The following is a 17,008-nucleotide window of genomic DNA, read 5'->3' as shown; positions in this document are numbered from 1 at the left end:
GGGCATGGACACCGAGAGTCGGAGCCGGGAGCGGCCCGCAGAAGGGGACGACTCCGTCGACGTGCACCTTGCACGCTGGCGCGGCAAGGCCCCGTTCGACGCGCGGGTGGAGGGGATCATCACCCGCATCCAGCTCCTGGCCAAGCATGTCGGCCAAGCCAAAGACCGCGCCCTGGCCGAGGTTGGCCTGCAGGAGTTCGAGTTCGCCACACTGCACCGGCTCGGCGCGCGCGAGGCCCCGGGGCGGGCCACCCCCTCCGAGCTAGCGGCTGAACTCATGCTCTCCCCTGCTGGCATGACAGGCCGTCTGGACACCCTTGAACAGTCAGGGCTGGTGCGGCGTGTGCGCAGCAGTCAGGACCGACGCCGGGTGGACGTGGAGCTCACCGAGGCGGGGCGCACCCGCTGGCTGGCCGCGATGGAGCTGCGCGGGCAGGCGGAGGACTCGATGGTCGCCCCGCTCGACCCGGCAGAGCAGGACGCACTCAGCGCCCTGCTCAAGCGGATGCTGATCCAGGCGGAGGCGGACAGCCGCCACCGGTGAATCCCGAGTCGGCGGTGTTGCTTCTCGCCGTCAGGTCTCAGCATCTCGCTGGCCGCCGCCGCAGCTACCCAAGGGCACTCACGTTCGACCGACACCCCGCAAGATCGGATTGAAAACAGCGACTAACCTTGTCATTTATCCAGTGCGGCGTGGTTTCGTGCCGACCTTGTGGTGAGCCGGTCGGCTGTATGCCTCGCCGGTCACGAGGACTCTGCCGACGTCGTGACGGGTGGCCAGGTGGCGGTTCTTCAAGCCGAGCGGGCGACCAGGCCCGGGGCGGGACGGTTTTGCTGCACCGGCTGGCGAGCCCGTCTTCGCTCGCAGGTTCCGGAACCCTCATCGGACGCGGGCGGGTGTCAGTTTGTTCGGTTCGGCCGGCTTCTCCCAGGGACGCCGTAGATCGGCGGCCAGATCTGCAGGGCGCACGCCGTGCAGCCGGTCTCCGTCCTGCAGAGCGAGTACTCCCTGTTCGAACGGGACGTCGAGCAGCTCTTCCCGGTCCTGGACGAACTCGGCATCGGCTTCGTCGCCTACTCGCCCCTCGGCCGCGGGTTCCTCACCGGCACCGCCAAGCCCGCCGGCCGATACGAAGGCAACGACATACGCAACGTCGACCCGCGCTGGCAGCCGGGCAACTTCGAGAAGAACGTCGAAGCCGTCGACCGGCTCGCCGCCCTCGCGGCGACCAAGGGCGCCACCGTCTCCCAGCTCGCCCTGGCCTGGCTCCTGACCCGGGGCGAGCACATCGTGCCCATCCCCGGCACCCGCAGCCCGAAGCGCATCGAGGAAAACGTCGGCGCCGCCGACCTCACCCTCACCAACGCCGACCTCAAGGCCATCGACGAGATCCTGCCCCACGGCGGCTTCGGCGCCCGCTACGCCGGGGGAAACGTGCCGACCTGGACCTAAGTGGTCAGCCCCGAAAGTCCTTCGGGGGTTGATCACGCTGTTAGGGCAACGGAGAATTCTTCTGGGTGATCGGCGGTGTGCCGGTCAAGCCTGGCCAGCAGATCGTCCAGGTCGGAGGTGGTGAACCTCCACTGGAACGGCTGTGCCGCGGCGTTGTAGCGGTCTTCGAATGCTCGGAGCCGGGTTCGGACCTCGTCGAGGTCTGTGAAGTCGTTGGGTGCGACGACCTTGCGCTGCACGATGGAGAAGAAGATCTCTACCTGGTTCAGCCAGGAGGCGTGGACGGGTGTGTGGACCATGACGGCGTTCGGGAACCGGGAGGCCAGGCGGTCGATGGCCGACCTGCCGCGGCGCGAGGAGCCGTTGTCGACGATGAAGAAGACCCGTTTCGCGCTGGCGTAGGGTTCGTTGCCCATCACCTGCTCAACCAGTCTCATGAACGGCACGATGCCTGTGCTCTGTTCGCAGCGGCCGAAGACCTCGGCCCGGTGGATGTCGTAGGCGGCCAGGTAGGCCAGGGCTCCGCCGCGCCCGTAGGTGTGGTTGACGCGCATCGAACGGGCCTGGCCCGGGGCGAGGGTGGGATGGCAGCGACAGCGGGCCTGGATGGAGGTCTTCTCGTCTGCGGAGATGACGTATTCGTCCTCTCCGAGCGGGGTGCCATCGAAGGTGCGCGCGTACAGGTCCAGGACCCGTTGAGCGGTGGCGCGGAAGTTCGGGTCGCGGATGAAGATCCAGGAACGGTGCTGCCAGGGCTTGAGTGCGTCGTCCCTGAGCCAGCGGCGCACAGTGGAGGCGGAGATCGTGTCGGTGATAGCCCGGGTGACGGCCTCGCGCGCGAGCTCGGGGCACGACCAGCGCGGGAGCGGGGCTCCGGATTCGGTAGGCAACTGGCAGGCCGTGCTTTGCCTTCGGCGCTCTGCAGCGCGGTAAACGTCGGAGGCCGCCCCGACCGCTTGCGGTCGGCCAGGGCTGGCACCCGGCCGGCCGCGAATCGGCCGCGCCAGCGGCGCACGGTGTCCACGTGCAGGTGGGTTTCGGCGGCGATCCGGGCGTTGTTGCGGCCTCGTGCTGCCAGGAGCACGCCGGTATCAGCCGCAGCGGCCAGCCGCTCACCTCGCGCGGTGTTCGAGGCCGCCAGCCGGGCCCATCACGGCAGCCGGAATGGAACGTGATACCCGCGTTCAGTACTGTCAAGGTCGACACGAGCACGAGGGACGCCGTGCAGGGCCTCGCCGCAGCGGAAGGTCTGTCCGTGAAGGCCTACCTAGTCCTAGCGCATCGTCGTGACCCGCCTCCGCCGCGACGCCCGAACGCGTCTCTGCCTCGAACGACGCAAAATACAGGGCTTGTCGAAACGCGAGGTGATCCGCTGTCGGACACGCTACGTCGCCCGCGAGATCTACTGCCACATTCAGCCAGCTCCGGCCCTCGCTGCCCCGCCTGCCGCCGCTTGACGCAACATAGGGGCATCCTCAACGTCACAAGACCGCCGGGCTGCGGGAGTTCGCCGCCTCACGCGACTGGCTGACCACCTACTGCCTGCCGCCTTACGCGCCCGACCTCAACCCCGTCGAAGGCATATGGTCCCTGTTGCGGCGGGGCTGGCTCTCCAACGTCGCTTTCAGTACGCCAGAGCACCTCATCCAGCGCATCCGACGCGGCCTGCGCCACATCCAGTACCGCGGCGATCTCATAGGCGGCTGCTTCGCCGAAACGGGCCTGATCATCAACACGTGACCACCACGACAACACGTTCCACCTCGTAGGCCCAACGATTGGGATGGGGTGACACGCCTGGCCATCACGCAAATATACGCACTGAACGGGCAATATGCTGCAATGCTACAAATTTGTTCTCTCCGTAGGAGGAAATGTCATGGCGGGCAAGCCCAGCATTGTCTTCGCCCACGGACTCTGGGCGGATGGGTCGTGCTTCAACAAGCTCATCCCCACGCTCCAGGCTGAAGGCCATGAGGTTTTCGCCTCACAGCACGGCCTCAACTCGCTCGAAAGCGACGTCGCGTGCGTCAATTTCACGCTCAACCACGTCCCCGGCCCGATCGTGCTGGTTGGTCACTCCTATGGTGGGACCCTGATCACCAAAGCGGGCACCCACGACCGCGTCGGTGCTCTGGTGTACATCGCCGCGCTCGCCCCAGACGAGGACGAAACGTCGCAGGCACAGCAGGACAAATTCCCCCGCACGCCCATCTTCGAGCACGTGGACGTCGCTGACGGCCGTGTGTGGCTCAAGCCCTCAGGCATCCCGCACTTCTGCGGCGACCTCCCGGAAGCGGAGCAGAAGCTCGTCCTGGCGACAGGCGCTGTGCCAGTGGCGGACCTGTTCAACCAGCAGGTTCCCGGCACCGCCTGGCGGACGACGCCAAGCTGGTACATCGTCGCCAACAACGACCGCACCGTGCACCCCGACCTGGAGTGGTCCGCCGCCGAGCGCATGGGCGCCAATATCCGTCCGGTGGACAGCAGCCACGTTCCCATGCTCTCGCATCCTGACTTCGTCCTCGATGTGATCCGTGAGGCCGCGGAGTCCCTCGACGCCTAGACCAGCCGAGAAGGACCGGCCGCAGCGCAACACGCAAGGAGGCGGCCCCGAACCGACCGGGCCGCCTCCTTGCAACGACATCACGCTTTCAAGCTCAGTAGCACAGCGATGGCACTGACCTCTTCTTCGATCCGGCCGGCCGCGGCGGTCACCGCCTGCTCGTCCGTGAAGTCCAGCAGCATCCCCCTGGCGTGGCCCGGAGCCAGAGCCTGGCGCCCCGGGCGCCAGGTGTGGCGCCCGGGCAGGCCCTTCTGAGCGGGCGTACGGGCAACGCCCTTGGCACTGGTGTCCGGCGTCAGTGGCCGGCGCTCTGGCCGCCGTCGACGTGGAGGATCTCTCCGGTGACGAAGGGGGCGTTCTCGAGGTAGACGACCGCGTCGACGATGTCGCTGATCTCGCCCATCCGTCCGACCGGGTGCAGCGCGGCGAGTGTGTCGTGGTAGTCCTCGTGGTGCATGGGCGTCTTGATGACGCCGAGTGCGACCGCGTTGCTGCGGACGCCGCGGGCGGCGTATTCGATGGCCAGTGCCTTGGTGGCGGACTGCAGACCGCCCTTGGTCAGGGAGGCCAGCACCGAGGGGACCGCGGAATTGGCGTGGTCGACCAGGCTGGTGGTGATCTGGACGACGTGTCCGCCTCCCCGGCGGACCATCTGCTCGACGGCGAGCTGGGTGATGCGGAAGAACCCGGTCAGGTTGACGCCGGTGACCGCGTCGTAGTCCTGCTGTGTGTACTCGGTGAACGGCTTGGCGACGAAGATGCCCGCGTTGCTGATCAGGGTGTCGATACGGCCGAAGCGCTCGAGCCCGGCGGCGACGACACGTTCGGCGGTGGCAGGGTCGGCGATGTCGCCCTGAACGGTGAGAAGGTCCGGATCCTGCGAGGCGGCAATGCCGCGGGAGGTGGCGACGACGGCGTAGCCGAGCTTGCGGTAGGCGTCCACCAGGCCGGCGCCGATGCCCTGCGACGCGCCGGTGATGACGGCGACCTTCTGGTCGGGAGTGTTCATGGTGGTTCTTTCCATTGAGGGGGAGGTGAACCGGCTTTTCGAAACTGGCCGAGAGATGAAGTAGACCGGTCGACTACTTCAGGACGCGAGTTTGGACACCTGATAGTGAGCGATGTGCCACTGGTCGGCTTCACGTCTGAGGACCACGCCGAGAGTGACCCTGAGCGTCGGCCGGTCGGTGAATGAGAAGTCGACGCCCAGCCAGCCGAGCAGGACGTCCTCGGCCAACTGCCGTGTCTCCAGCACCTGGTAGTCCGCCGTCAAGCCGAGAGGCTGGGAGTCGTAGTACTCGGCGACTCCCGGACGGCCCACGGTGTAGGGATGAAGTCCCTGGAAGATGGCGTCCTCGGTGAAACATGAGGCGACCCGCTGCGGTTCATGTGCGTCGACCGCGGACTTCCACCGGTCCATGACGCCACGCAGGGTCGATTCCTGTGCTGCCGTGTTGTTCATGAGGGTCCTCGTTGTCTCGCTCATCAGGCCGTCCAGCCGTTTGTGCCCGGGTCGTTGGGGTGCGGCTGTACGGCGGTGACCACCGCGGTCATCCAGGGCCACAGGGGCAGGGTGCCAAGGACCCTCTCACGCAGATCCGCTTCGTCGTCGGCACGCCACACACCGATGCTGCGGAGTTCGCCCAACGGGCGCCACAGCCGGACCAGGCGTCCCGCGGCAGCGAGCTCCTTCGCCCGGACGGCCTCGGCGGCGCGGCGCCGGCTGACCTCGGTGGTGTCGGTGCCCTCGGGCACGGTCGTGGTCAGCTCGACCAGGAACTCTTTCATGGTCCTTTTCCTCTCGGTTCCGTGGGGGATCCGGCCGGTCCCTGATTATAGTAGACCGGTCGACTAGTCGCTGTCGGTATGCGGTGCGGGAATCCGATGCGGAGCAGCAAGGCGGCGAGCGCCGCGGTCAGGACGACGGCGGAGGCCAGGATCAGGGCCTGGTGGTAGCCGTGGCGGAGCAGGGGTGTGGCGACCAGCGGGCCGAGGATCTGGCCGACCGAGTATCCGGCGGTCAGCAGCGCCACGGCGCGAGGGAACCGCAGGTGCGCGCCGGCCGCGAGGGCCAGCGTGCTCACGCCTATGAAGGTCGCCCCGAAGAGCACCGCGGAGATCAGCGCGGTCGCGACCCCGCCCACCAGGGCGGGCAGGGCGATGCCCACGGCCTGCACGCCGAGCGCGGCAAGCAGCAGGTCGGGGCGGGACCATCGGTGTCCCAGCCAGGCCCACAGCGCGGCGGACGGAACGGCCGCCAGACCCACCAGCACCCAGGCGCCGCTGCCGATCCAGCCGGGCGAGGTCTGCTCGATGGCCGCGACCAGGAAGGTGCCGGCGATGATGTAGCCGATGCCCTCCAGGGTGTAGGAGGCGAACAGGGCGCCGAACCAGCGATGGGTGCGCGGCCCGGACACCCGTACGTCTGTTCCCGCCGCGGACGAGACCGGACCGGGGGCGGGCTCGGGTCGCAGACGCCAGGCGGCGAGGGTGAGCGTCGCGGCCAGGGCTGCGGAAGCCCACCACGCGGCCTGCCAGGTGCCGACCGTGCGCAGCGCCAGGACGAGCAGGCCCGACAGGGCGATCCCCGCGCCGACTCCGCCGAACGCCCAGCCGGGCAGGTGGGCCGGGTGCTCGCGCAGGTGGCTGAGCAGTGAGCCGGCGGCGATGACGAAGATCAGCGCGCTGAAGACTCCCGCGCCCAGCCGGAACAGCAACCACAGGGTGGTGGAGTGAGTCAGCGGCATCGCGGCCAGAGAGGCGACCAGCGCCAGCAGGCTGCCGCGCAGCACGCCCGCGGAACGCACCAGCCGGGGCAGGAAGGTCCCGGCGAGAGCCCCGAGCAGGTATCCGACGTAGTTGGCGGTGGCCAGATTCGCCCCCGCCCCGGCGGACAGTCCGGCCTGTGCGTGCATCAGCGGGAGGATCGGGGTGTAGACGAAGCGACCCACGCCCATGCCGGTCGCCAGCGCGGCAGCGGCCTGCCCGACGTGCACCCAGGGTGAGTTGACCGCTCCTTCCGCGGTGGAGGCCGGATCTCGCGACGGTGTTGCGGTCATGCGATGTTCCTCGACCTGCTGCCCGTTTCCCATGGCCCCAGACTGCGCCCGTCACCTGGCCGGACTCCACGACCTGCTTCCTCCCTGCTGGGAGCCTCAGCCTCCCAGGGGCCGATGGGCCAGCCCCGCCCCGCGTTTCTGCCGAACTCGGCCCGTGTCCCCGGATCACGGCTCGGGGCAGCCGAAGAAGCAGTTACCGCTTGTACGGGTCGTCGTCGGGCAGCCAGGCGTCAGGGTCGTGGATGCCGAGGTCGCCGAGGCCGTCCGTAAGGGCGTCGACGGTGTTCAGCACGGCCGTGCGCACCTCGCCGCGCCGCCGGACCAGGGACCAGGCCCAGTAGACCCTCGGCTCGACCACCGGATGCGCGACCAGGTCGGGCGGGAGCGGAGTGGTCTGCGCCTTCGGCGAGTTGAGGATCGGTCGGCGCGATCGGCGCACATGGTCGAAGAACGCCGGCCCGGTGATGCCGCCGTCGGAGATGTGCGCCGTACGGGCGCCGGTGTCGCGGGCGAGTTGCTCGGCGAACACGTTCCAGGAGCGCCATGAAGTGTCGTCGTCCTCCAGCAGGACGACGACGTCCCGGGCGCGGACCTCGGCTGCCTCATGGCCGACGGCGACCGCGTACAGGCGGTCGGCACCGATGAGCCGGGAGGTGAGATCCCGTGCGTCCAGGTCCTCGCGCGGGACCCGGCACACCGCGAGGTCGAGGCTGCCGTCCGCGACCCGGGCGGCCTGTGTGTGCGAGGGCGCGACCCAGGCATCGACGTGCACACGCGCCACGGCCGAGGTCCGCGCGGTGAGGTTCGCGGGCAGCCGGCTGACGTAGCCGAGCCGGACCGGCTCCGAGCCGGCGAGCCGCGCCGCGCGCCCGCGGAGGTCGTCGGCGCTGTCCACAAGGGCGCGGGCGTGCGGGAGGAGCGCCGCTCCGGCCGGTGTGAGGGTGACCGAGCGGCGGTCCCGGTCGAACAGCCGCACCCCGAGGTCGCGTTCCAGCGCCTTGATCTGCTGGGACAAGGACGGACCCGCGATCAGGAGCCGGCTCGCGGCGCGGCCGAAGTTCAGCTCCTCGGCGACCGCGAGGAAGTACCGCACTTGACGCAATTCCACGCCGGTCATGCTACGCGCGATGAGAGGCCCGACATCCCGGTGCGGGAAGGACCTCCGCCCGTCGCCTGGGGGACGCGCATGGGGTGCCGCTGTGGCCGGGTCAGGAGTCGACGGCCGCCACGTCCGGACGGTGTGCGGAGAGCAGCGACAAGCAGTTCTCCCACAGGGCGTCCAGGTGCTGGGTGTTGTTGTAGAGCTTGGCGAACAGCACCTGGCCCTCGAGCTGGGCGACCACCGACCGGGCGGCCTCCCGGGTGTCCCCGACCGTGACCTCCCCGCGCTCCAGGGCTTCGGCGACGACCTTCTCGACCATCGCCACCTGGGCCTCGAAGATCTGCTGCAGGCGTTCGCGGATGGGCTCGGTCTGGTTGCTCAGCTCCAGGGTGAGGTTGCCGAACATGCAGCCGGAGACGGTCCCGCAGCTCTGCTGGCCTGCGCGCAGCTCGGCCTCCGTCTCCTGGAACAGCCGGCGCAGCCGTGAGAGCGGCTCCGCATCGTTGTGCAGGGCCCGGGCCCAGTCATTGCGCTGGGCCTGCCAGTGCTCGTCCAGCACGGCCAGGGCAAGAGCTTCCTTGGACTCGAAGAAGTAGTAGAAGCTGCCCTTGGGCACGCCGGCGGCCTTGCAGATCTCAGCCACGCCCAGCGCGGAGTAGCCGCGCAGCTCGATGAGCGACTGCGCGGCGGTGAGGATCTTCTCCTTCGCATCACTGGTACGTCCCATGACCCGGAGTATACGACCGATCGCCTAGCATTAATGGACCGGTCGGCTATCCATGTGACCTGCGACCTGTGACCTGTGACCTGCGACCTGTGGGGCATCAGTGCGGAGGCGCGGATCAGCGGCCGTGCCGGAGTGATCCGGCACGGCCGCTTGGTGATTCCCGTCAGTGTCCCGTGTGAGACGGAGACTCAGCCGGACGTCCCCGCCGGGGTCGTCGTCGTGGTGAAGCCTTCCTTCTTGTTGGCCGCGATGGCGAAGTCATTGGTGAACGTCGTACCGAGGTTCACCTTCGAGGTCGCGTGGCCCACCAGCTCCTCCGTGGACAGGACGTTCTTGGGGCCGCCGGCCGGCATGATCCCGTCCGGGAGGAACTGGCCCTTGTCCTGCGTCAGGGCCGAGATGTAGTCGGCCTTGGTGACCAGCTGGTTCTGCACGAACGACTGCGGCAGTTTGTCGGCGATGTCGGACGCGCTGTGCTTGTCGATCCAGTGCATGGTGGCCACGAGCGCGTCGACGACCTTCTGCACCGCGTCCTTGTGCGAGTTCACCCAGTCGGTACGGGCGATGACACCCGCGGCCGGCCAGGCACCGCCCGTCGCGGCCGTCGCACCCGAGGTGGTGGCCACGTCGACCGCCGAGTAGCCGATGCCCTTCTTCTGGATCGCGGCGACCGTGGGCTGCGTCGTCATGACACAGGCCACCTTGCCGTTCTGCAGCGCGGCGATGGCGGTGGAGCCCGCGCCGACCCCGATCCGGTGGAAGTCCGCGGTCTTGACGCCCTTCTTGGCGGCCAGGAACTGGGTGAGCGTGTCGGTGCCCGAGCCGAGGTCGGTGACGCCCAGGGTCTTGCCCTTGAAGTCCGCGGCCGAGTGCACCCCGCTCTTGGTGCCGCACATCTCCCGCTCGCCCGGCGCGCCGGACAGCTGGACGACGTCCTCCACCGCCTTGCCCTTCACCTGGAAGTCGATCGTGTGGTTGTACCAGGCGCCCGCCATGTCCACCTGCCCCGAGGCCATGGCGTCCTCGGCGCCGGTGCCGCCGTCCTGCTCGGTGCTGAGCACGACGTTGACGCCGTACTTCTTGTAGAAGCCGAGGTTCTGGGCGAGCTGGTACGGCAGGTAGATCTGCTTGTCGATGCCGCCGACCATGATCTTGACGGTCGGGGTACCGCCGGAGCCGCCCGAGCCGGAGCCGGAGGAGCTGCTGGAGCACGCGGAGGCCGCGCCGAGGGCGAGGACGGTGACGAGGGAGGCGGTGAGGGTTCTCTTGAACATGGCTGCTCTTTCGTTGTCGGTCTTTCGGGAGCGGAAGGTGCGAAGGGCTGGGAAATCAGAGGCTGTTGGCCTCGGAGGGGGCCGGGGGGCGCCAGGAGAGCAGCCGGCGCTCGAGCTTGCCGATCAGCCACTCCGCGCCGAGCACGATCACCGCGATGACGAGCATCGTGGCGAACACGCCGTTCGGGTCGAAGTTGTTCTGCGCGGTCTTGATGACGAGGCCGAGGCCGCTCTGCGCGCCGAGCACCTCGCCGACCAGCGCGCCGACGATGGCGAAGCCGAAGGCGCTGTGCAGGCTGGCGATGATCCAGGTCAGCGCGGACGGCACGATGACATGCCGGATGATCTGCAGCTGGGAGGCGCCGAGCACCCGGGCGTTGGCGAGGATGTTGCGGTCGACCTCGCGGACGCCCTGGAAGGCGTTGAAGAAGACGATGAAGAACACCAGCACGGCGGCGAGCAGGATCTTCGGGGTCACGCCGATGCCGAAGGCGACGATGAAGATCGAGCCGAGGACGATACGCGGGATGGCGTTGACCATCTTGATGTAGGGACCGAGGACGTCGGACAGATAGGGGCTCTGGCCCAGTGCGACGCCGAAGACAACTCCGGTGCCGGCACCGAGGGCGAAGCCGATCAGCGCCTCCTGGATGGTGGTCCAGATGTTCGCGTAGAAGGACCCGAACTCGGTGCCGTTCTGGAAGAGGTCGATCAGCCGCTGCCAGATCCCGGACGGCTGCCCGAAGAAGAACGGGTCGACGATGCCCCAGGTGGTGAAGGCCTGCCAGCCGCCGATGACGACTGCGGCGAGGCCGAGCCGGCCCGCCCACACCAGTACGACCCGACGTCGTGCGGCCCGTTTGGCGGCGGACGCGGCCGAGGCGGGCCCGCCGTCGGCGACCGGGACGGTGGAAGCGGTGGACGTCGTACTCATGCCTTTCCTCCTGAGGTGCGTGCGTAGGCGCGCTCCACCTCTTCGCGCAGCGTGTCCCAGATCTGGTGCTGGAGTTCGATGAAGCGGGGCTGGTAGCGGATCTCCTGGACCGAGCCGCGCGGCCGCGGCAGGTCGATGTCGAAGACGGCCTTGACCGACCCGGGGCTGGACGTCATGACGACGACCCGGTCGGCGAGCGCCACGGCCTCGTCGAGGTCGTGGGTGATGAAGATGACGGAGGGCCGGATCTGCTCCCACAGGTCCAGCAGCTCGGTCGACATGATCGCCTTGGTCTGCACGTCCAGGGCGCCGAACGGCTCGTCCATGATCAGGATCTTGGGTTCGTTGATCAGCGCCGCGGCCATCGCCACGCGCTTGCGCATACCGCCCGAGAGCTGGTGCGGATAGCGGTCCTCGAAGCCGGAGAGGCCGACGCGGCGCAGCCAGTCCCGGGCCGAGGCCTGGGCCTGCTGCTTGGGCACGCCGCGGAAGACCGGGCCCATCAGCACATTGCCGAGGACCGTCTTCCAGGGCAGCAGCGCGTCCGCCTGGAACATGAAGCTGACGCCGTCGGTGATGCCCTCCACCTCACGGCCGCCGACCTTGACCGAGCCCTCGCTGGGCCGGTCGAGGCCGGACACCATGCTGAGCGTGGTCGACTTGCCGCAGCCGGTGGGACCGACCACCGCACAGAACTGACCCGGCTCCACGGTGAACGAAACGCCTTGCAGCGCCGTGAACACCTCACCGGCAGGGGTCAGGAATCGCTTGGTGAGCCCGGAGATCTCGATGCGCGCGTCCTCGCGCTCTGCTGCATCGGCGATCGGGCTCCTCGCGACATCGTTTCGCGAAGCCATGTGAGGCCGTCTCCTTCCACACCTCGTGGGGTCGAGGAAGGCAGACGCTAGAGGCCACCCAGTGTTACGTCGCTGTTTCCCAGGTATCTCGCGAAAGCCGCGTTAACCGGGGTTCTGCTCATTCTGCTCAGTGATACGGGGCTGGGCAGGATTTCAGCCATCGGGCACAATCACGCCACCACGGGTGCGGCGCAGGGCCGGCCCGGCACCCGGCGGGACAGAGGCGAAGAGGCACCTGTGACACCCATCCGTATGCGGATCGGGCGCGGCGGGAGGGGGAGACTCTCCGCGCGGATCCTCACCAGCCAGCTCGTCATCCTGGCGCTCACCGGCGCCATCGGCTTCGTCCTGTTCGCCTTCGCGCAGCGCTCCGCACTCGACCGCACCTACGAGGAGCGGGCCGTGGCCATCGCGAAGACCGCGGCCGCGGACCCGCAGATCCGGCGGGCCATGGAGTACGGCGACGGCGGTGCCGTGGTGCAGACCGCCGCCGAGCGGATCCGCAAGGCGTCGGGGGCGTCGTACGTGGTGGTGATCGACCTGCACGGGATCCGCCACTCGCATCCCATGCCGGAGCTGGTCGGCTCGCCGGTGACCGAGCCGATCGTGGTGCTGGACGGCCGGACGCACGTCGGCACCGACCAGGGCGCGACCGGGCGGTCCGCCAACGGCAAGGCCCCGCTGAAAGGGCCGACGGGCAAGCTGGTCGGCGAGGTGTCGGTGGGCATCCCGGAACGGCATGTGCTGAGCGAGCTGTGGCGCGAGCTGCCCACCTTCGGCCTGTACGCCGCGATCGCCACCGCGCTCGGTGCCGCGGCCGCCTATCTGCTGGCCAGACGGCTGAAACGGACCACGTTCGGGCTGGAGCTGGAGGAGATCGCCGGACTGCTGCAGGACCGAGAGGCGATGCTGCACGGCATCCGCGAGGGCGTGGTCGCCTTCGACCCCGACGGCCGGATCACCGTCGTGAACGACGAGGCCCGTCGGCTGCTCGGCCTCGGCACCGCACTCGGCAGCACCGTCGAGCAGGTCCTGCCCGACGGCCGGCTGCGCCGCGCCCTGGACGGCACCCTGACCGGCGCCGACGTCAGCGTCCTGACCGACGAGCACTGCCTCGTCGTCAACCGCATGCCGGTCACCCTGCACGGCCGTGAACTCGGCGCCGTGGTCACCGTACGGGACCGCACCGAGCTGGTCGGACTGCTGCGCGAACTGGACTCCGTGCGTGGCCTGACCGACGCGCTCCGGGCTCAGCAGCACGAGTTCACCAACCGCATGCACACCCTGGCCGGTCTGCTCGACATCGGGGAGTACGACGACGCCTACGAGTTCGCCGTCGGCGCGGCCGGCGCCGGCCAGGCGCTCACCGAGTCCGTGCGCAAGCGGATCGGGAACTCGCTCATGGTCGGTCTGATCGTGGCCAAGACCACCGTCGCCACCGAACGCGGCGTACGGATCGTGCTGACCGACGACTCGGCCCTCGGCCAGGACCCGCCGCACCTGCACCGACTGCTGACCATCGCCGGCAATCTGCTGGACAACGCGGTCGACGCGGCGGGCGAGGGCCCGCGCCCGGCGGGCGGTCGCGAGGTACGGCTCACCCTGACCGAGAGCTCCCACGAGGTGCGGGTCCGGGTCGCGGACACCGGTCCGGGGATCCCGCCGGAGTCGGTCGAGTCGATCTTCGAGGACGGTTGGTCGACCCGGCCGGAACGGGGCACCGCCCGGCGCGGCCTCGGACTGGCCCTGGTGCACCGGCTGGTGCAACGGCACGGCGGCACCATCACGGTCAGCGAGGGACCCGGCGCGGTCTTCACGGTCGTACTGCCCCTCCCCGAGACGGCCTCGGCGCCGCGGGGCGCACTGTTCACCACGGCGTTGCCGGTGGGAGGCGAGCGCTGATGATCCGGACCCTGGTCGTGGACGACGACTTCCGGGTGAGCCACATCCACAGCGAGTACGTGAGCCGCGTCCCGGGATTCGGCGTGGTCGGCGAGGCGGCGAGCGTCGCCGAGGCACTGGAGGCGGTCCGCACCCTGCGCCCCGACCTGCTGCTGCTCGACATCTTCCTGCCCGACGGCAGCGGACTCGACGTGCTGCGCCGGCTCACCGGGGACGAGGGCGGAGCCCGGCCCGACGCCCTGATGATCACCGCGGACCGGGACATCGAGTCGGTGCGCACCGCCATGAAGCTCGGTGCCGTGGGCTACCTGGTCAAGCCGTTCGGCTCACCCGACCTGTGCGAGCGGCTCACCGCCTACCGGGAGCTGCAGCACCGCGTGGAGCTGCTCGGCCCGGCCGCCGAGACGGACCAGGCCGATGTGGACGCCCTGTTCAGTGCGGCCCGGCCGCCCGCCGTGCCGCGGGTACCGGCCAAGGGCCACTCCGCGCCCACGCTGACCCTGGTCCACCAGGCGCTGCGCGCCGCGAGCGGGCCGGTGTCGGCGGCGGAGGCGGCCGAGCTCACCGGCGTCTCCCGCGCCACGGCTCAGCGCTATCTGTCCTACCTGGTCAAGGAGGGCATGGTCCGCCTGGAGCTCCGGTACGGCGCGGCCGGGCGTCCGGAGCACCTCTATCGCATCGTCACCTGAAGCGGCGGACCCGTCCTCCCGACGACCGGCTTGTTCACCGGGCGCGGGATGCGGCCTCGGCCGGTTCCACCGGCCTGCGCTGCCGCCGCGCCGCCATCACCGCGTAGACCAGGATGCCGACGAACAGGAACAGCACGCCCTGGTAGACCGCCGCATAACCGGCGCCCGCCATCAGCCAGACGGAGAAGGCGGCCGCGATCGCGGTGATCACCGAGTCCCGTACCAGCCGCGGCCGGTCCACCGACCTGCCGGAGACCAGGTGGAAGAGCTGCGCCGCCGTCGCCAGCAGGTACGGCACGGTCGCGGTGAACGTGGTGACGAGGACCAGGACGTCGAAGACCTTCGCCGAGCCCGACAGGTAGTTGTACGCCGTGAGCAGCGAGGACAGGACGACCGTGACGCCGACGCCCACCGTCGGCACGCCCCGGCGGCGGCGCGCGAAGGCGGCCGGGAACAGGCCGTCCTGGGCCGCGGCATACGGGGTCTGCGCGCTCAGCAGCGTCCAGCCGTTGAGGCAGCCGGTCATCGACACCAGTGCCGCGAGCGCCACCGCCGTACCGCCCCAGCTGCCGCCGAACATCGTGTTCACGGCGTCGGAGAAGGGGGCCGTGGAGGCCACCAGCCGGTTGTGCGCGACCGTGCCGAAGACGGACAGCGTGCCCAGCAGATAGACCAGCGCGGCGCCCGCGGTGCCGATCACGGTGGCGCGCCCCACGTTGCGGCGGGCGTCCCTGACCTCACCGGCGCTCACGGCGGCGGACTCCACCCCGAGGTAGGAGAAGAGCAGCAGGGCGGCGGAGGCGGAGACGGCTCCGATGGCGCTGTGCCCGCTCGCGTTGAACGGCCCGAGCCGGGACGGGTCGAAGAAGAACAGGCCGCCGACCGCGACGAGCAGCAGCGGTACGAACTTCAGCACCGTCGACACCAGCTGGACCGCGCCCACGTACCGGGTGCCGGCGAAGTTGGCGAGAGCGGGCAGCCACTGCAGGGCCAGGGCGGCCAGGCACGCGGTCCACTTGTGGTCGTTCACCGGGATCAGCACGTCCAGGTAGCCGACGGCGGCGACGGCGAGCGCCGCGTTCGACACCCAGGTGGTGATCCAGTACGCCCAGGCGGCGAGGAATCCGGCGAAGTCGCCGAAGGCCTCGCGGGCGTAGACATAGGGGCCGCCGGTACGGGGGTCGCGCGCGGCGAGCCGGCCGAAGACCAGCGCGAGCGCGATGGCCCCCACGGTCAGCACACCGAAGGCGATCAGGCTGACCCAGCCGTACGGGGCGATGGAGGCGGGGAGCAGGAAGATCCCGCCGCCGATGATGTTGCCCATGACCAGCGCGGTCGCGACCGGAAGGCCGAAGCGGCGGGCGTGCTTGCTGGTGGTGCCGTGGGCGTCGGTGACGCCGGTGGTGTCGCCAAGGTTTCCGACGACGGCCGTGTGGTCCTCGGAAGGGGCCGGAGCCGGCTGCGGGGCGGTTCCGGTGACGTGCATGGGTGGTGCGCCTCTCATCGAACAGATGTCCCAGGATCGCCGGGACGCTGCAATGGTCCGGTATGCCCTTGCCCACCGCAAAATCGCCGCTTCTTGTGCCGTCCGGCCCCCCTGACGGTGGAAAAAGTGCACTGGCACGGCGCTTGCACCGCGAGATGTTCGGCGCCCAGGGGTGGACGCGCGCTCCCTCTCCCGACGGCCCGCGCGCCCCCGCGCTCGGACCGGCGGCCTCGGCTAACCGCGGTCCGTGCCCTCGGCCCACAGACTGCGCACATGCCCCAGATGCCGGGTCATGATCGCGTGTACGGCCTTCTCGTCCCGTTCCAGCAGGGCGTCGAGGAGTTCCAGGTGCTCCTCGGCCGAGGCGAGCAGCCGGCCGGCCTCCACCAGTGCCGTCAGACCGTACAGGCGGGAGCGTTTGCGCAGGTCGGCGACCACCTCGACCAGATGGGCGTTGCCCGCGAGGGCGAGCAGGCCGAGGTGGAAGCGGGTGTCGGCCTCGACATAGGCGATCAGATCGCCCGCCACCGCCGCCGTGACGATCTCGCGGGCCGCCGGACGCAGCGCCTCCAGCGAGACGCGGTCGGCGGAGCGGGCCAGTTCGACCACGGTCGGGATCTCGATCAGGGCGCGGACGTGCGTGTACTCGTCCAACTGCTTCTCGGAGACGACGGTGACCCGGAAGCCCTTGTTGGGCACGGTGTCGACCAGGCCCTCCTTGGCGAGGTCCAGCATCGCCTCCCGCACCGGCGTCGCCGAGACGCCGAAGCGGGCGGCGAGCGAGGGCGCGGAGTAGACCTCGCCCGGCCGCAGCTCACCGGCGATCAGCGCGGCGCGCAGCGCGTCGGCGACCCGCTCGCGGTAGCTGCTGCGCCGGCCGCCCAGCCGGGGGAGCGCGGGCATCTGCGTGCCGCGCGTGTCGGGTGCCATGTCACGCATCACCGGGTGAGTCTAGAGGA

Annotated in this window: 16 protein-coding genes and 4 pseudogenes; 6 read left to right on the top strand and 14 right to left on the bottom strand. The window is 69.6% G+C overall.

Annotation, left to right across the window (positions count from 1 at the left end; translation table 11 throughout):
* The first annotated feature begins 4 nt into the window (after positions 1–4).
* A complete protein-coding gene (locus ACWCQS_RS38190; RefSeq protein WP_451008745.1) occupies positions 5–544 on the top strand; it encodes a MarR family winged helix-turn-helix transcriptional regulator in 540 nt (179 codons plus the stop codon).
* A gap of 135 nt (positions 545–679) precedes the next feature.
* On the opposite strand, the pseudogene ACWCQS_RS38185 reads toward ACWCQS_RS38190, so the two are convergent.
* Positions 680–955, bottom strand: a pseudogene (locus ACWCQS_RS38185) (NF041680 family putative transposase); the annotation flags it as partial.
* Between ACWCQS_RS38185 and ACWCQS_RS38180 the strand changes: the two are divergent.
* Positions 956–1,453 (top strand): annotated as a pseudogene (locus tag ACWCQS_RS38180) (aldo/keto reductase); the annotation flags it as partial.
* A gap of 32 nt (positions 1,454–1,485) precedes the next feature.
* Here ACWCQS_RS38180 and ACWCQS_RS38175 read toward each other — a convergent pair.
* Positions 1,486–2,448 carry an IS630 family transposase gene (locus ACWCQS_RS38175; RefSeq protein WP_451008807.1) on the bottom strand — a complete coding sequence of 321 codons (963 nt, stop codon included), beginning with the start codon at positions 2,446–2,448 and terminating at the stop codon, positions 1,486–1,488.
* Positions 2,442–2,537 (bottom strand): annotated as a pseudogene (locus tag ACWCQS_RS38170) (helix-turn-helix domain-containing protein); the annotation flags it as partial. The pseudogene ACWCQS_RS38170 and the gene ACWCQS_RS38175, both read right to left, overlap by 7 nt.
* 398 nt (positions 2,538–2,935) lie before the next feature.
* Between ACWCQS_RS38170 and ACWCQS_RS38165 the strand changes: the two are divergent.
* Positions 2,936–3,193: pseudogene (locus tag ACWCQS_RS38165) on the top strand (transposase); the annotation flags it as partial.
* 139 nt (positions 3,194–3,332) lie between these two features.
* A complete protein-coding gene (locus tag ACWCQS_RS38160) occupies positions 3,333–4,019 on the top strand; it encodes an alpha/beta fold hydrolase (RefSeq protein WP_451008744.1) in 687 nt (228 codons plus the stop codon).
* A gap of 295 nt (positions 4,020–4,314) precedes the next feature.
* Here the strand turns inward: ACWCQS_RS38160 and ACWCQS_RS38155 are convergent, their stop codons facing one another.
* The 9 genes from ACWCQS_RS38155 to ACWCQS_RS38115 form a co-directional block, all read right to left on the bottom strand.
* Positions 4,315–5,028, bottom strand: a complete 714-nt coding sequence (locus tag ACWCQS_RS38155; protein WP_451008743.1) for an SDR family NAD(P)-dependent oxidoreductase — start codon at positions 5,026–5,028, stop codon at positions 4,315–4,317.
* Positions 5,029–5,106: 78 nt separating this feature from the next.
* Entirely contained in the window at positions 5,107–5,481 is a 375-nt protein-coding gene (locus ACWCQS_RS38150) for a YybH family protein (protein WP_451008806.1), read from the bottom strand.
* Positions 5,482–5,504: 23 nt separating this feature from the next.
* Positions 5,505–5,807 (bottom strand): muconolactone Delta-isomerase family protein, encoded by a 303-nt coding sequence (locus ACWCQS_RS38145; protein ID WP_450986139.1) that lies wholly within the window; start codon positions 5,805–5,807, stop codon positions 5,505–5,507.
* Positions 5,804–6,976: a YbfB/YjiJ family MFS transporter gene (locus ACWCQS_RS38140; protein ID WP_451008805.1), complete on the bottom strand. Its 1,173-nt coding sequence runs from the start codon at positions 6,974–6,976 to the stop codon at positions 5,804–5,806. The genes ACWCQS_RS38145 and ACWCQS_RS38140 overlap by 4 nt, the downstream gene beginning before the upstream one ends.
* A gap of 295 nt (positions 6,977–7,271) precedes the next feature.
* Complete coding sequence (locus ACWCQS_RS38135; protein ID WP_451008742.1) at positions 7,272–8,195, bottom strand: LysR family transcriptional regulator; 924 nt, start codon at positions 8,193–8,195, stop codon at positions 7,272–7,274.
* A 91-nt stretch (positions 8,196–8,286) separates the two neighbouring features.
* Positions 8,287–8,907, bottom strand: coding sequence for a TetR/AcrR family transcriptional regulator (locus ACWCQS_RS38130; RefSeq protein WP_451008741.1), 621 nt, complete (start codon positions 8,905–8,907; stop codon positions 8,287–8,289).
* A gap of 188 nt (positions 8,908–9,095) precedes the next feature.
* The gene (locus tag ACWCQS_RS38125; protein WP_451008740.1) at positions 9,096–10,181 is read right to left on the bottom strand and encodes an ABC transporter substrate-binding protein; all 1,086 of its coding nucleotides are present in this window, start codon (positions 10,179–10,181) and stop codon (positions 9,096–9,098) included.
* 55 nt (positions 10,182–10,236) lie between these two features.
* Positions 10,237–11,115: an ABC transporter permease gene (locus tag ACWCQS_RS38120; RefSeq protein ID WP_451008739.1), complete on the bottom strand. Its 879-nt coding sequence runs from the start codon at positions 11,113–11,115 to the stop codon at positions 10,237–10,239.
* Positions 11,112–11,972: an ABC transporter ATP-binding protein gene (locus ACWCQS_RS38115; protein ID WP_451008738.1), complete on the bottom strand. Its 861-nt coding sequence runs from the start codon at positions 11,970–11,972 to the stop codon at positions 11,112–11,114. Before ACWCQS_RS38115 ends, ACWCQS_RS38120 begins: the two co-directional genes overlap by 4 nt.
* Positions 11,973–12,209: 237 nt before the next feature.
* Between ACWCQS_RS38115 and ACWCQS_RS38110 the strand changes: the two genes are divergently transcribed.
* On the top strand, positions 12,210–13,874 hold the full coding sequence (locus tag ACWCQS_RS38110; protein ID WP_451008737.1) for an ATP-binding protein: 1,665 nt from the start codon (positions 12,210–12,212) through the stop codon (positions 13,872–13,874).
* Positions 13,874–14,563: a response regulator gene (locus tag ACWCQS_RS38105; RefSeq protein WP_451008736.1), complete on the top strand. Its 690-nt coding sequence runs from the start codon at positions 13,874–13,876 to the stop codon at positions 14,561–14,563. Before ACWCQS_RS38110 ends, ACWCQS_RS38105 begins: the two co-directional genes overlap by 1 nt.
* A 34-nt stretch (positions 14,564–14,597) precedes the next feature.
* Here the strand turns inward: ACWCQS_RS38105 and ACWCQS_RS38100 are convergent, their stop codons facing one another.
* Together ACWCQS_RS38100 and ACWCQS_RS38095 are read right to left on the bottom strand one after the other, a co-directional pair.
* Positions 14,598–16,049, bottom strand: coding sequence for an amino acid permease (locus tag ACWCQS_RS38100; RefSeq protein ID WP_451008735.1), 1,452 nt, complete (start codon positions 16,047–16,049; stop codon positions 14,598–14,600).
* Positions 16,050–16,283: 234 nt separating this feature from the next.
* On the bottom strand, positions 16,284–16,988 hold the full coding sequence (locus tag ACWCQS_RS38095) for a GntR family transcriptional regulator (RefSeq protein WP_451008734.1): 705 nt from the start codon (positions 16,986–16,988) through the stop codon (positions 16,284–16,286).
* Between the last annotated feature and the right edge of the window lie 20 nt (positions 16,989–17,008).

This window comes from Streptomyces sp. NPDC002076, assembly GCF_053593835.1.
The sequence above is the reverse complement of the archived record's forward strand: the minus strand, read 5'-3'. Positions and strand labels throughout refer to the sequence as shown.